General features: G+C 70.8%; 17 protein-coding genes and 1 riboswitch. Of the genes, 4 read left to right on the top strand and 13 right to left on the bottom strand.

The annotated features are described in order from the left end of the window. Window positions 1-5: 5 nt before the first annotated feature. The 6 genes from ASF45_RS33465 to ASF45_RS33490 are packed head-to-tail and all read right to left on the bottom strand — an operon-like array spanning window position 6 to window position 6,372. Entirely contained in the window at window positions 6-767 is a 762-nt protein-coding gene (locus ASF45_RS33465) for an ABC transporter ATP-binding protein (protein WP_056674015.1), read from the bottom strand. Next, window positions 764-1,786: an iron ABC transporter permease gene (locus ASF45_RS33470; protein WP_200932245.1), complete on the bottom strand. Its 1,023-nt coding sequence runs from the start codon at window positions 1,784-1,786 to the stop codon at window positions 764-766. The genes ASF45_RS33465 and ASF45_RS33470 overlap by 4 nt, the downstream gene beginning before the upstream one ends. Beyond that, on the bottom strand, window positions 1,762-2,625 hold the full coding sequence (locus ASF45_RS33475) for an ABC transporter substrate-binding protein (RefSeq protein ID WP_056674018.1): 864 nt from the start codon (window positions 2,623-2,625) through the stop codon (window positions 1,762-1,764). The genes ASF45_RS33470 and ASF45_RS33475 overlap by 25 nt, the downstream gene beginning before the upstream one ends. Beyond that, entirely contained in the window at window positions 2,622-3,182 is a 561-nt protein-coding gene (locus tag ASF45_RS33480) for a bifunctional adenosylcobinamide kinase/adenosylcobinamide-phosphate guanylyltransferase (RefSeq protein WP_056674021.1), read from the bottom strand. The genes ASF45_RS33475 and ASF45_RS33480 overlap by 4 nt, the downstream gene beginning before the upstream one ends. After that, window positions 3,170-4,507 carry a cobyrinate a,c-diamide synthase gene (locus ASF45_RS33485; protein WP_235581104.1) on the bottom strand — a complete coding sequence of 446 codons (1,338 nt, stop codon included), beginning with the start codon at window positions 4,505-4,507 and terminating at the stop codon, window positions 3,170-3,172. The genes ASF45_RS33480 and ASF45_RS33485 overlap by 13 nt, the downstream gene beginning before the upstream one ends. Then, on the bottom strand, window positions 4,492-6,372 hold the full coding sequence (locus tag ASF45_RS33490) for a TonB-dependent receptor domain-containing protein (protein WP_056674023.1): 1,881 nt from the start codon (window positions 6,370-6,372) through the stop codon (window positions 4,492-4,494). The genes ASF45_RS33485 and ASF45_RS33490 overlap by 16 nt, the downstream gene beginning before the upstream one ends. 67 nt (window positions 6,373-6,439) lie before the next feature. Further along, a riboswitch (cobalamin riboswitch) is annotated at window positions 6,440-6,675 on the bottom strand. A 39-nt stretch (window positions 6,676-6,714) separates the two neighbouring features. On the opposite strand from ASF45_RS33490, the gene ASF45_RS33495 reads away from it, so the two are divergent. The 4 genes from ASF45_RS33495 to ASF45_RS33510 all read left to right on the top strand — a co-directional run bounded on the left by ASF45_RS33495 (window position 6,715) and on the right by ASF45_RS33510 (window position 8,573). Further along, complete coding sequence (locus tag ASF45_RS33495) at window positions 6,715-6,975, top strand: cell division protein ZapB (protein WP_056674026.1); 261 nt, start codon at window positions 6,715-6,717, stop codon at window positions 6,973-6,975. Then, the gene (locus ASF45_RS33500; RefSeq protein WP_056674030.1) at window positions 6,972-7,277 is read left to right on the top strand and encodes a cell division protein ZapA; all 306 of its coding nucleotides are present in this window, start codon (window positions 6,972-6,974) and stop codon (window positions 7,275-7,277) included. Before ASF45_RS33495 ends, ASF45_RS33500 begins: the two co-directional genes overlap by 4 nt. A 412-nt stretch (window positions 7,278-7,689) precedes the next feature. Beyond that, the gene (locus ASF45_RS33505) at window positions 7,690-8,337 is read left to right on the top strand and encodes a hypothetical protein (RefSeq protein WP_056674033.1); all 648 of its coding nucleotides are present in this window, start codon (window positions 7,690-7,692) and stop codon (window positions 8,335-8,337) included. Next, the gene (locus tag ASF45_RS33510) at window positions 8,334-8,573 is read left to right on the top strand and encodes a hypothetical protein (protein WP_056674036.1); all 240 of its coding nucleotides are present in this window, start codon (window positions 8,334-8,336) and stop codon (window positions 8,571-8,573) included. The genes ASF45_RS33505 and ASF45_RS33510 overlap by 4 nt, the downstream gene beginning before the upstream one ends. A gap of 108 nt (window positions 8,574-8,681) precedes the next feature. On the opposite strand, the gene ASF45_RS33515 is transcribed toward ASF45_RS33510, so the two are convergent. The 7 genes from ASF45_RS33515 to ASF45_RS33535 all read right to left on the bottom strand — a co-directional run bounded on the left by ASF45_RS33515 (window position 8,682) and on the right by ASF45_RS33535 (window position 11,444). Continuing rightward, window positions 8,682-9,215 carry a DUF2514 family protein gene (locus ASF45_RS33515; RefSeq protein ID WP_056674039.1) on the bottom strand — a complete coding sequence of 178 codons (534 nt, stop codon included), beginning with the start codon at window positions 9,213-9,215 and terminating at the stop codon, window positions 8,682-8,684. Further along, window positions 9,212-9,385, bottom strand: coding sequence for a hypothetical protein (locus ASF45_RS35735; RefSeq protein ID WP_156473280.1), 174 nt, complete (start codon window positions 9,383-9,385; stop codon window positions 9,212-9,214). The genes ASF45_RS33515 and ASF45_RS35735 overlap by 4 nt, the downstream gene beginning before the upstream one ends. After that, window positions 9,382-9,918, bottom strand: a complete 537-nt coding sequence (locus ASF45_RS33520) for a hypothetical protein (protein ID WP_056674045.1) — start codon at window positions 9,916-9,918, stop codon at window positions 9,382-9,384. Before ASF45_RS33520 ends, ASF45_RS35735 begins: the two co-directional genes overlap by 4 nt. Further along, window positions 9,915-10,517: a glycoside hydrolase family protein gene (locus tag ASF45_RS33525; RefSeq protein ID WP_056674048.1), complete on the bottom strand. Its 603-nt coding sequence runs from the start codon at window positions 10,515-10,517 to the stop codon at window positions 9,915-9,917. The genes ASF45_RS33520 and ASF45_RS33525 overlap by 4 nt, the downstream gene beginning before the upstream one ends. Further along, on the bottom strand, window positions 10,514-10,723 hold the full coding sequence (locus ASF45_RS35740; protein WP_156473281.1) for a hypothetical protein: 210 nt from the start codon (window positions 10,721-10,723) through the stop codon (window positions 10,514-10,516). Before ASF45_RS35740 ends, ASF45_RS33525 begins: the two co-directional genes overlap by 4 nt. Then, window positions 10,720-11,049 (bottom strand): hypothetical protein, encoded by a 330-nt coding sequence (locus ASF45_RS33530; protein WP_056674051.1) that lies wholly within the window; start codon window positions 11,047-11,049, stop codon window positions 10,720-10,722. Before ASF45_RS33530 ends, ASF45_RS35740 begins: the two co-directional genes overlap by 4 nt. 206 nt (window positions 11,050-11,255) lie before the next feature. After that, window positions 11,256-11,444, bottom strand: a complete 189-nt coding sequence (locus ASF45_RS33535; protein ID WP_056674054.1) for a hypothetical protein — start codon at window positions 11,442-11,444, stop codon at window positions 11,256-11,258.

Here is an 11,444-nt window from a genome sequence, read left to right on the forward strand (position 1 = left end):
GGTTTTCAGCGGGGGATGGTGATCCATTGGCCGGCGATGCAATGGACGGCGACACGCTGGTCGAACACGGCCTCCAGCGCGCGGTGGGTGGCGGCGTCGCCGCTGGGGCCGTGGTGCACGATGCGGCCGCGTTCGACGACGACCAGCGCATCGGCCTGCAGCGCGGCCGGCAGCTCGTGCAGCACGCTGACGACCGTGCGGCCGGCGCGCGCCAGCGCACGCGCCATGGCCAGCCAGTCGGCCTGGTGCGGCGGGTCGAGGTTGGCCAGAGGCTCGTCCATGAGCAGCACGGGCGCCTGCACGGCCAGTGCGCGCGCCAGCAGCACGCGCTGGCGCTCGCCGCCCGACAGACGGGCCAGCGGCCGCGCCGACCAGGCCAGCGCATGGGTGGCGCGCAGCGCCTCCTCCACGGCGGCGTGATCGGCCGCGCCCGGCGCGGCCAGCCAGGCCCGGTGCGGCAGCCGACCCAGCATGACCACGTCATAGACCGAGAGATCGTCGGCCGCCGCCTCGTTCTGGCCCAGCCAGGCGATGCGGCGGGCGCGCTCGCGCCCGCTGTAAGTGGCCAGTGGCCGTTCGTCGAGCAGCAGCTGGCCTGTGCTGGGCAGCAGCCCGGCGAGCGCCTTGAGCAGCGTGGACTTGCCCGCGCCGTTGGGGCCGACCACGGCGGTCCAGCAGGCGCCCGGCAGGCGCAGGTCCACGCCGTGCAGCACCTCGGCCAGGCCCTGGGAGGCGCGCAGATGGCGGGCTTCGAGCGCGATGCTCACAGCATTCCCCCTGCACGTGTGCGCTGGCGCATGCGCCACAGCAGGTAGGTGCCGCCCAGCACGGCCGTCAGCACGCCGACGGGCAGTTCCTGCGGCGCGATCAGCCAGCGCGCCAGGATGTCGGCCGCCAGCAGCAGCACGCCGCCCATGCCGGCCGCCAGCAGGATCAGCCGGCCGTGCGTCACCTTGACCAGCGAGCGCGCCAGGTGCGGCGCCGCCAGGCCCACGAACGCCACCAGGCCGGTCTGCGCGACGGCCGCGCCGGTGGCCAGGCCCAGCGTGGCGACCAGCGCCATGCGCATCGCCGGCAGCGGGATGCCCAGGCTGGTGGCGGTGGCCTCGCCCAGCGCCAGCGCATCCAGCGTGGGCGACAGTGCCCAGGCCACCAGCGCGGCCAGCGCCAACGGCGCCGCCATCAGCGCGCAGGCCGACCAGCCGACCGTGCTGGTGTTGCCCAGCATGAAGGCCTGCAGCGCCTGCATGATCTCGGGCGACAGCAGCATCAGCAGCGAGGTGAATGCGCTCAGCACCACGCCCACGATGACGCCGGCCAGCAGCAGGCGCAGTGTGTGCTGCACGCCCTGGGCCAGCGCGAGCGTGAGCAGCACGCCGGCCACGGCGCCGACGAAGGCCGCGCCGGCCAGGCCCATGCGCGCGATCCACGACAGCGCGAACGGCGAGCCGCCCAGCGCCGCCATGCTGGTGGCCACGCCCAGCAGCGCGCCCGAGCCGCTGCCCAGCAGGTAGGGATCGGCCAGCGGGTTGCGGAACAGGCCTTGCGCGATGGCGCCGGCCAGGCCCAGCAGCGCGCCGGCCAGCCAGGTGCCCAGCGTGCGCGGCAGCCGGATGTCCCGGACGATCTGCCAGCCCATGGGGTCGTCCTGCAGCCGCCAGGGCCAGTCGAAGCCGGTGCTGCCCACGCTGGCGCCGAGCAGCGCGAGGGCCGCGGAGAGCAGCGCCAGCGCAAGGGCCAGCCATGTCGCACGCCGTTGGTTCACGGCGCCTTGGCTTTCAGACATTGCGCCATCACACGCGCGGCCTGGTCCATGCGCGGCCCGGGCCGCACCACGGTCTCGGCGTCGTCCAGCGAGAACAGGCAGATGCGCTGCTCGCGCACCGCGCGCATGGCGCGCCAGCCCGGGTAGTCGATCTCGGCCTGCATGGTGCGGTTGGCCAGCATGAGGATGTCGGGATCGGCGCGCACCACGTACTCGGGGTTGAGCTTGGGAAATGGCCCCAGCGTGGCCGGCACCACGTTGGCCACGCCCAGGCGGGCCAGCGTCTCGCCGATGAAGGAACCAGCGCTGGCCGCGTAGGGGCCGCGGCTGACCTCGATATAGACGCGCGCCTGGCGGGCCTGGGCGGGCAGCATGGCGGCGGCCTCGTCGAGCCCCTGCTCGATGCGCTGCCAGACGGCCGCGGGCGCGCTCTCCGGCAGGCCCAGCAGTTGGCCGACGGTGCCCAGCACGCGGCGCACGTCGGCGTGGTTCTTGGGCTCCAGCACCACCACCTTCAGGCCGAGGGCGCGCAAACGCTCGGCCACGCGGCCGCTGTGCGAGACCAGCACCAGGTCGGGCCGCGTGCGCACCACGGCCTCGATGTGGGGGTCCACGCCGCCGCCCAGCTGCGGCAGCTGGCGCACCTCGGGCGGCCAGTTGGAGAAACGGTCCACGCCGACCAGGCGTGCGCAGGCGCCGAGCGCGCAGACGGTCTCCGTCAGCGAAGGCAGCAGCGAGACGATGCGCGCGGGCGGCGCGTCCAGGTGCACGCGCGTGCCGGTCTCGTCGGTGACCTCGTGGCCCGCGGCCAGCGTGCTCCAGCCGCAGGCCAGCGCCAGCAGCAAACGGGCGAGCGTCATGCGGGTTCGTCCTTCAACACCAGCGGCAGGCCCGCGGCCATCAGCGTCACGCGCGCGCAGCAGGCCGCCATGCGCTGGTTCAGCGTGCCCAGCGCGTCCACGAAGGCGCGCACCTCGCGCCCCATGGGGATCACACCGAGCCCGATCTCGTTGCCCACCAGCAGCAGCGGGCCACGCGCGCCCCGCACAGCCTGCTCCAGCGCCTGCTGCGCGGCTTCGAGTTCAGCGGCGCTGCAAGCCGGGCCGGCCAGGGGCATCAACTGGTTGGTCAGCCACAGCGTGAGGCAGTCCACCACCAGCAGGGTGTGCGGCGTGCCGAGTGCCGTGATGGTCTCGGCCAGCCGCAGCGGTTCTTCCACCGTGGCGAGGCCCGGCACGCGCGCGGCGCGGTCGCTGCGGTGGCGCGCGATGCGTGCGCGCATCTCCGCGTCATGGCCGTGAGCAGTGGCGATCAGCACGGCGCTGCGCCCGGTGTCGCCGGCCAGCCAGTCGCGTGCCAGCAGTTCGGCGCGGCGCGACTTGCCGCTCTTCTGGCCGCCCAGGATCAGTTCGGCCATGTGAACAGGGCAGCCGTCGCGGCCGGTGAGGACGCGAACCAGGCGTGGAAGTAGCTCGCGCGGATGCCGCCCTGCTGCAGCAGGGCCTCGCCGGCATCCGGCGCAGGCGCCTGGCCCGGACGCGATGTGCGCGCGACTGGCGCCAGCGGCGTCGCGCAGGTGGAGTAGTGGAAGGTGTGGCCGCGCAGCGTGCCGGCCGGCAGCGCCAGCTGCTGCGGCCCCAGCGCCGCGAGCCGCGGCTGCATCTGCACGCGGCCGGGCAAGAGGCCCCACAGCGCGTGCGCCTGGCCTTGGGTGTCCACCAGGGTGTCGAACAGCGCCATCATGCCGCCGCATTCTGCCCAGACCGGTTTGCCGGCCAGCACGTGCGCCTGCAGACTGGCGCGCAGACCGGTGTTGGCCGACAGGCGGGCCGCGTGCAGCTCGGGGTAGCCACCGGGCAGCCACAGCGCGTCGCAGGCCGGCAGCGCCGCGTCGGCCAGCGGCGAGAAGAAGACGAGTTCGGCGCCGAGTGCGCGCAGGCAATCCAGGTTGGCCGCATAAATGAAGCAGAAGGCCGCGTCGCGCGCGATGGCGATGGTGCGGCCGGCCAGCGGATGCACAGCCGCGACGGCGTCCTGCGGCGCGGCGAAGTCGACCTCCCAGCGCTGCAGGCCTGCGCCATCCATCTGGCCCAGCGGCGTGGCCGCCAGCGCATCGGCAGCGGCATCGAGCCGGGCCATGGCGTCGTCGAGTTCGGTCGCCACGGTCAGGCCCAGGTGGCGCTCGGGCAGCGCCAGGCCCTTGTCGCGCGGCAGGCCGCCCAGCCAGTCGGCCGGCTCGCGCAGGCCGGCCTGCAGCAGTTGGGCATGGCGCGCACTGGCCACGCGGTTGGCCAGCACGCCAGCCCAGCGCAAACCCGGCTGGTAGTGCTGCAGGCCGAAGGCCAGCGCACCGAAGGTGCCAGCCATGGCCGCAGCATCGACCACGGCCAGCACCGGCAGATGGAGGCGGCGTGCCAGGTCGGCCGCGCTGGGCTCGCCGTCGAACAGGCCCATCACGCCTTCGACGATGACCAGGTCGGCACCGGCCGCCGCCGCGTGCAGGCGCGCGCGACAGTCGTCCTCGCCCGTCATCCAGAGGTCCAGCTGGTGCACGGGCGCGCCGCTGGCCTGCGTGAGCCAGAACGGGTCGAGGAAGTCCGGCCCGCACTTGAAGGCGCGCACGCGCCGGCCCTGGCGCGCATGCAGCCGTGCCAGCGCGCAGGCCACCGTGGTCTTGCCCTGGCCCGAGGCCGGCGCGGCGACCAGGATGGCCGGGCAGCGCTGGCTCAGTTCGGCGCCCACTTGAGTCCGACCCACAGCGTGCGGCCACCCGTGTCGTACAGCCGCGCGGTCTCGTATTGCTTGTCGGTGAGGTTGTCGACGCGTGCGCTCAGCGTGAAGTCGCGTGCGACCAACGTGCTGGCGTGCAGGTTGAGCAGCGTGTAGCCGCCCAGTGTGTAGACGGTGCCGCCGAAGTCGTCGTACTCGCGGCGCTTGCTGGACAGCTGCGCCTCGGCGCCGAGCGTCCAGCCGGCGACCTGCGTGTCCGCGCCCAGCGTCGCGAAGCGCTTGGCCCGGCGTGCCAGTTGCCGATCCTTCTCCAGGTCCCTGGGGTCCTGGAAGTCGACGGAGGCGCGCAGCCGCACATTGGCGATCTGGTGCTGGCCCGCCAGCGTGATGCCCTGGTACTGCGCGCGGTTCACGTTCTGGTAGCAGCCCCAGGACGAGGCGCAGGCGCCCGCGCCGTCGATGTAGTCGATCATGTGGCGCACGCGGTTGCGGTAGACCGTCACGCTGGCGCTGCTGGCGCCCTCGGTCCAGCGCAGGCCGGCTTCGATGTTGCGGCCTGCTTCGGGCTGCAGGCTGGCCGAGCCATATTCACTGAAACGCTGGTACAGCGTGGGCACCCGGAACGAGGTGCCGGCCGACACGGTCGCACGCAGCGCGCGCGTGATGGCGTAGCCGTAGGCCGCGCTGCCGGTGGTCTTGCCACCGAACTCGCTGTCGTCGTCGCGGCGCAGGTGCAGCTGCAGCGCGTGCGGGCCGGCGTTCAGGCCGTAGCCCAGCGCCAGTGCGTTCTGGCTGCGGTCTCGGTCGATGGGGTCGTTGCGCAGGCCGTCCTCGCGGCGCTCCAGCGTGGCCGACCACGTGTGCACGCCCAGGCGGTATTCGTTCTGCCACAGGTAGCCGCGCAGGTCGGTCTCGGTGCGGTAGAAGGACGGCGTGGTGGCGTAGCGTGCGTGCGAGTCGGTGAACTGCAGCCGCGTGCTGTACGCCTCGGTCCACTGGCTGGACAGGGTCACGCCTGCGGTGCGCAGCCGGTTGTGGGTGCGGTCGTCCTGCGGGCTGGCCGGGTTGTAGGAGAAGGAGTCGTCGTACTGCGATTCCAGCTGGCTGGCCAGCAGCGTGGCGTCGATCCGGTGCGCCTTGTTGATCTGCAGGCCCAGGCGCGCATTGCCGGACAGGCGCTCGTAGCCATCCTTGTCCGGGTTCGTGGCGCTGTCGAAGGCGCCGCGCTGCCGCGCCGGCATGGCATCGAAGCCGCTGCTGCGCTCCTTGGTCACGCCCAGGGCGTAGTCGATCGCGCTGTCGGTGCCGGCACGGCCGCTGATGCCGCCCTCGGCGCGCCAGCTGCCGTGGCTGCCGCCGCCCACGCCGACGAAGGGCGCGGGCTTGCCGACCTCGCCCTTCTTCGTGAACAGTTGCACCACGCCGCCGACGGCATCCGAGCCGTAGACCGCGGCTGCCGGGCCGCGCAGCAGCTCGATGCGGTCGAGCTGCGACAGCGGAATCTGCTCCCATTGCACACCGCCGGTGGATTGCGAGTCCAGCCGCACGCCGTCCAGGTAGACCGGGGTGTAGCGCGACTCGGCGCCGCGCACGAACACGCTGGTGGTTCCAGCCGGGCCGCCGCTGCGCGCGAACTGCACACCGGGCAGGCGCGCCAGCAGGTCGGCCACGCCGATGGCGCCGCTGCGCTCGATGGTCGTGCGGTCGATGATGGAGACATCGGCCACGAGGTCGGCCAGTGGCCGGGCGCTGCGCGTGGCGGTGACCACGGTGTCCTGCAACGCAGGCTGGCTCTGCGCCGTGGCAACGAGCGGCCAGCAGGCGGACAGGGCCAGGGGGAGCGCAGCCAGGCGCACGTGGGACGAAGAGAACTTCATGGAAGCGGAACCCGAATAAACCGCCCGCGCCAGCTTCCCCGCCGGCGATGGGCACACAGGCTGCGCAGCGCGCAGCCACCTTGTTGGCCGGTATCCGGGCTGGCGGTGCACACTCCAATGCCTTCCCACGAGCAAGGCTCGCAGTGACGTCGTGATGGAGGAGAAGCCCGTGGAGGGCTTCGGCCGCTTACCGTTGCGGGGGCAGCGCAGGTTAGATGGCCCGTGTGGGGCGGCACCCTCCTGCTTCCCGTTGAACCGCGGCGCGTGAACCACGCCGCGAGCACCAACGGCGCGGATTCTACGGGCCGGCCAACCCGCACGCCTCCTACAATGCGCCCCGCCATGGACCAAGCCACGCAAATCCAGCAGATCGCCGAACGCACGGAGCGGCTGCTGGTCCGCCACCGTGAACTGCAGCGCACCAACGCGCTGCTGACCGAGCAGGTCGCGCTGCTCACGCACGAGCGCGATTCGCTCAAGTCGCGCCTTGGCGCGGCCCGTGCCCGCATCGACGCCCTGCTCGAACGTCTGCCCGAGTCGGTCACGGTCGCGCCTGCCCCGGCCTACCGCAAGGATGGCCAGGACGTGGGAGACCTGCCATGAAGCAGATCGAAGCCAAGATCCTCGGCCAGACCTATCTGCTGGGCTGCCCGGACGGTGGCGAGCAGCGCATGCTCGAGGCCGTGCACCGCGTGGACAGTGCCATGTGCGCGATCCGCGACGCCGGCAAGATCCGCGCGCGCGACCGCATCGCGGTGCTGGCCGCGCTGAACCTCGCGTTCGACCAGACCGAGCCGCCCGCAGCCGGTGGCGCGACCGCCGCGTCTGTGCCCGCCGATGCGCAGCTGGCCGCCATCCTCGCGCAGCTTGACGCGGCGCTGGGTGACGACGGCAGGCTCCTGTAAAGCCTCAACACCGCACTCTGTACGCTCTTTGCGCAACCGAGGCCGCGCATTCGTCCTAGAATGAAGGCGTCTGCGGTGCGCACCGGGCTTTTATGTCCTTGAACCAATGCTCATATGAGCACGGGCTTGGAACATTTCCTGGGGAGCGTGAACGTCTCGCGTCAGATGATCCCAACTCCGGGCTGACCTCGCCCACCTGAACCGCCGGTTCAGGCTGCGGTCCGGTGGCATCTGCAGACACCTTGTTCCAGCGAAAGCCCATTGATTTCAATGGGCTTTTTTGCTTTCTGCGCCGCGTAGAAGCGTTCAAATTCAACCATTTCAAGCTGTTTGGAATCAATTACTTGCGTGGTGGTTTTGGACGGTGGGGCACGTCGCCATATACTGTTTACCCAAACAGTGTTTTGCAGCGATGGAACCCCACTGGATCTACTACTGGCGGGTGACCGATGCCACCGGCAAGAGGTACACCACGCGGCACCGCGCGACCGAGGAAGACATCCGCGCTCAGCAGCCCACAGCGCGTGCGTTCGAGCGCATTGACAGCGGCAAGCTCTGGATCAACGGCGTCCCGGCAAGGGCCCACAACACGAGCTTCTTCAGCCCGCCGCAGCACATGCGAAAGCAGACCACGCCACCGATCTTCGAGCGAGGCAGCGGGTGGCATCGCAATGGGGCCACCCCTCCCGGCACGCCGGCTGCGGTGCAGGCATTGCGGGACGCCGCGTTGCCCTGCGTGGTCTACCCGATGAGACTCAAGGGCCAGCGTCGTCCAATCGCCGAACTGCTGAACCTGACACCGGTCGCCGGCGCGCTCATCGTGAACGACGACTTCACGAAACCGAACTGGACGGCCTTTTTGTACCAGGTGCCGGACATGGCGATCGTGACCATGTCCATGCACGAGATCGACGTGACCAGGGCCCGCGGCGGCTTCCGCCAGATCAGCGGGATCGAATGGGGCGAGAAGGCCATGGCGCGGTGGCAGCAGACATGGTTCTGTGCACCCAACGTAGAGGCCGCGCGTGGAGTGCTTTCCAAGATGGCGACCAGCGCATGATAGAAGCCCCTGCTCACGACTTCGACACCACGGGCACCGACCCGATGGTGCACACCGTCATCGTGACGCCAGAGCTACAGGCCTGGGCGGCCGACGTGGCCGAGCAGCTGCGCGCCGATGGCTGGCCCGTGCCGCATGATCTTGAACGCCTGTGCGCGGGCCAGGCGCTGACGCGGCACTACTGGGTATGGCTCCTCGACTACGTGCGCGCGCCGCGGCCGCCCTGCCCGTTCTAACTTGGCGTGTCAACGGCGATCGCCACGCGCTTGAACTCCCGGGCCGTGAGCCCCCTGTCGTCGTTGTAGCGGTCGGTAATGGCCTGATTGGTGTGACCCAGCAGCGCCTTATCGCCCGTGCGCCGTCAAGGCGTCGTAGAGCCGCTCGCAGGTGTGCCCGGCAGCCCGGGATACATCAAGCGCTTTCGCGAGCTCTCCCGCTCGAGCGTCAGCGCCTCGGTACAGCTCGGCGAGCAGATCGAGATCGCCGCCGACTGGCGGGCTTCCGCCGGCAGTGCCGGGATCCGCGGGCACGCGGGCGCGGGATCTGGCGTCAGCGAGGAAGGTGGCGAGCTGGCCGCGCAGGCCGTCAGCAGCACGGTCAGCACGAGCAGCGGCAGCCACCGCGGCTCGGCGTTGTTCTTGGGCATGGTCGATCTCCTTCTGCTTGGCGGCTTCCCGCCGGGTTTCCTCTTCGCGGTTGACCTCGGACTGGCGCAGCGTGGCGCGCGCGCGGGCCAGATCGGCCTGGGCCCACTTGGCCATGGCGTCGTTGCGGCCGCGGTCGTAGCCGCGCGCCTCGATGCTGCTGGTCCACCAGTGCAGGCCGGCCAGCACGAGCGCGGCCAGTCCGGCCCACGCGGCAATGCGGACCCAGTTCATCGCAGCCTCCAGGCTTCGTCGGGGCAGTTGGCCGCCACGTGGCCGAAGCGCAGGCAACTGGTGCACTGGTCGGTCGGCGCTGCGCGCGCTGGCCCACGCTCGGCCACCACGGCCGGCCCGAGTACTGCGCGCCACCAGTAGGCCCACATCGCCCAGGCGATCGCGCTCATAGCCGCCCCCAATCGCTCAGCGCCGCCTGGCCTGACCCGATCAGATGGCGCAGCGCAGGCGACATGCGCTCCATGTCGTCCGGCCACGGGCCGGCCACCTTTCGGGCGGCGTAGTGGTCCACCGCCCGCGCCAGCAGGCCGCTCGGGCTGTACGGCCAGGGCCGGCTCCAGCCCAGCGCAGCGCCGACGGCCTCGCAGCAGGTCCAGCGGCCTCGCTCCTCGGCCACCACTCCCCACCAGAAGCGCACCATGGCGCCGTAGTCGTAGCCCTCGCCGTCGTGGTCAGTAAACCAGCGGTGCGCCCGCGCGCCGAGCGCGCCCGGCAGTTCGTAGAAGTCCCACGCTTCGGAGCCGCCGCTGTAGGTGATGGCCTTGATGCGGACGCCCTCGCCCATCACCGCGCTCGCACTGAGCCCGTTGGGCAGGATGAGCTCGACGTGGCTGTAGGGGCCATGGTCAAGGCGCTTGCCGATGACGTGCGAGACCGGGCCGAACAGCGTGGGCCGAGCGGTCTTCTTGAGCGCGAGCCTCATGGCGCCCCCCCCGCCAGCAGGCCGGCCGAGAAGTGGCCGCTCCTGCCCCACTCCGCGCACAGCTCGTTCGTGGTGTTGCGCCGGTCCACCAGGCCGGGCAGCTTCGTGCGCTGGCCAGCCACGGTGCCGTAGACCCAGCGCGGCATCTGCGCGCAGGCGCCGGCAAGGTCACCGGAATTGGCCAGGCGCTGGATCGTGGTGCCGTCCAGCGATCCGGGGCCCAGGTTGAACACCATGTCGATGAACGACGCGCGCACCCACGGGTTGTAGGTGTCCCAATGCCGCAGCCGGGCCTTCGCCTGCTTCTCGGCTTCGCGGTAGCGCGGCAGCTCGATGCGGTGGCAGTCCTCGGGCGAGTAGGTGCGGCCGGCAACCACCTCGGGGCCGGTGATGCCGTTGCAGACCGTCAGCGGCTGGCCCTTGCCGAGCCGGTCGACGTAGGGCGTGCCGATGTGCCGGCCCGAGCTCTCGAAGTGGGCGCCGAGCTCCATCGCCAGCAGCACCTCGGCGCTCGGGCGCTGGCCCGCGATGAAGGCGCCGCCGGCCACGGCCACGCTCGCCGCAACGGCCAGCAGGCGCTTGCGCAGCACCGGGCTCACGGCAGGCTCCTGGGCTGAGCGACGATGCGCGCGCCGGCGGCCGCCAGGGACACCAGCACCGCGGCGCCGGCGAACCAGCCGCTCGGCCGCTCTGGCGCTACGAAGGGCAGCGCGAACTCGACCGCGGACAGGCCCGCCGACAGGATGGCCAGGCGCACACTCCATGCGCGCCGGACCAGGCGCGGCCAGTCTTGAAGAAGCTTCATCGCTTCGACCCCACGTCTGCCGCGCGGCCGCGCAAAATCGCGACACCTTCCTTGATGTCGTTGATCGACTTCTGCAGCTCGCGTACGTCGGTCTTGATCTCGCGCAACGCCTCTTCGTTTCGCTTGTTGTCGCGCTCGGCAGCAAGCTTGACCGCCTCCAACTCGACCTTCTGCGTCTTGAGCTCGCCCTGGAGCATGGCGAACCCCAGGGCCCCCATGAAGATGATCGTGCCGATCTGGATGATCGTGCCAGTGTTCACTGTGGGGTCGAACTTCACGAGGCGTCGCCCTTCGTTGGTGTCGTGGTGCTCCGCCTCCAGAGGCATGGATCGGCTTCTGCTAGTCATGATGGTCTTTCGCGGCGGCCACGGCGGGTGTCTGGCAAATCCTGTGCGCAGCTACGCAACTCGGCAAATGTCCAACTCCACGACCATGCGGCGCTGGCTCCAATCGTCACCGGCTGCGACCTCCGAGGTGAACACCACGGACGCGCTCCCGAAGAAGCGCAGAGCTGCGGAGATGTGGGTTTTCATCACGCCATTCCCGGTGTCCGGCCGTTCTGTTCAGCCATCGGGCCAGCAGACCGCAGATGCGCCTCCAGTTGCTCGATCTCGTGTTGCACGTCCTTCAGGTCGCGTCCCAGCAGGAGACCTTTCAGCCGGATGTTTTCCTCAGCCAGGCGAGCCCGGTGCAGTTTTTCGACCAAGAGTTCAATCTGCAT

The organism is Pseudorhodoferax sp. Leaf265 (assembly GCF_001422365.1).
In the GTDB taxonomy this organism is placed as follows: Bacteria; Pseudomonadota; Gammaproteobacteria; order Burkholderiales; family Burkholderiaceae_C; genus Pseudorhodoferax.

What these genes read in the sequence shown, in the direction of transcription:
- ASF45_RS33495 (WP_056674026.1), top strand. Translation starts at nt 6,715, where the DNA reads ATGGACCAAGCCACGCAAATCCAGCAGATCGCCGAACGCACGGAGCGG.
- ASF45_RS33475 (WP_056674018.1), bottom strand. Translation starts at nt 2,625, where the DNA reads ATGACGCTCGCCCGTTTGCTGCTGGCGCTGGCCTGCGGCTGGAGCACG.
- ASF45_RS33510 (WP_056674036.1), top strand. Translation starts at nt 8,334, where the DNA reads ATGATAGAAGCCCCTGCTCACGACTTCGACACCACGGGCACCGACCCG.
- ASF45_RS33505 (WP_056674033.1), top strand. Translation starts at nt 7,690, where the DNA reads ATGGAACCCCACTGGATCTACTACTGGCGGGTGACCGATGCCACCGGC.
- ASF45_RS35740 (WP_156473281.1), bottom strand. Translation starts at nt 10,723, where the DNA reads ATGAAGCTTCTTCAAGACTGGCCGCGCCTGGTCCGGCGCGCATGGAGT.
- ASF45_RS33520 (WP_056674045.1), bottom strand. Translation starts at nt 9,918, where the DNA reads ATGAGGCTCGCGCTCAAGAAGACCGCTCGGCCCACGCTGTTCGGCCCG.
- ASF45_RS33470 (WP_200932245.1), bottom strand. Translation starts at nt 1,786, where the DNA reads ATGTCTGAAAGCCAAGGCGCCGTGAACCAACGGCGTGCGACATGGCTG.
- ASF45_RS33490 (WP_056674023.1), bottom strand. Translation starts at nt 6,372, where the DNA reads ATGAAGTTCTCTTCGTCCCACGTGCGCCTGGCTGCGCTCCCCCTGGCC.
- ASF45_RS33530 (WP_056674051.1), bottom strand. Translation starts at nt 11,049, where the DNA reads ATGCCTCTGGAGGCGGAGCACCACGACACCAACGAAGGGCGACGCCTC.
- ASF45_RS35735 (WP_156473280.1), bottom strand. Translation starts at nt 9,385, where the DNA reads ATGAGCGCGATCGCCTGGGCGATGTGGGCCTACTGGTGGCGCGCAGTA.
- ASF45_RS33500 (WP_056674030.1), top strand. Translation starts at nt 6,972, where the DNA reads ATGAAGCAGATCGAAGCCAAGATCCTCGGCCAGACCTATCTGCTGGGC.
- ASF45_RS33515 (WP_056674039.1), bottom strand. Translation starts at nt 9,215, where the DNA reads ATGAACTGGGTCCGCATTGCCGCGTGGGCCGGACTGGCCGCGCTCGTG.
- ASF45_RS33480 (WP_056674021.1), bottom strand. Translation starts at nt 3,182, where the DNA reads ATGGCCGAACTGATCCTGGGCGGCCAGAAGAGCGGCAAGTCGCGCCGC.
- ASF45_RS33535 (WP_056674054.1), bottom strand. Translation starts at nt 11,444, where the DNA reads ATGCAGATTGAACTCTTGGTCGAAAAACTGCACCGGGCTCGCCTGGCT.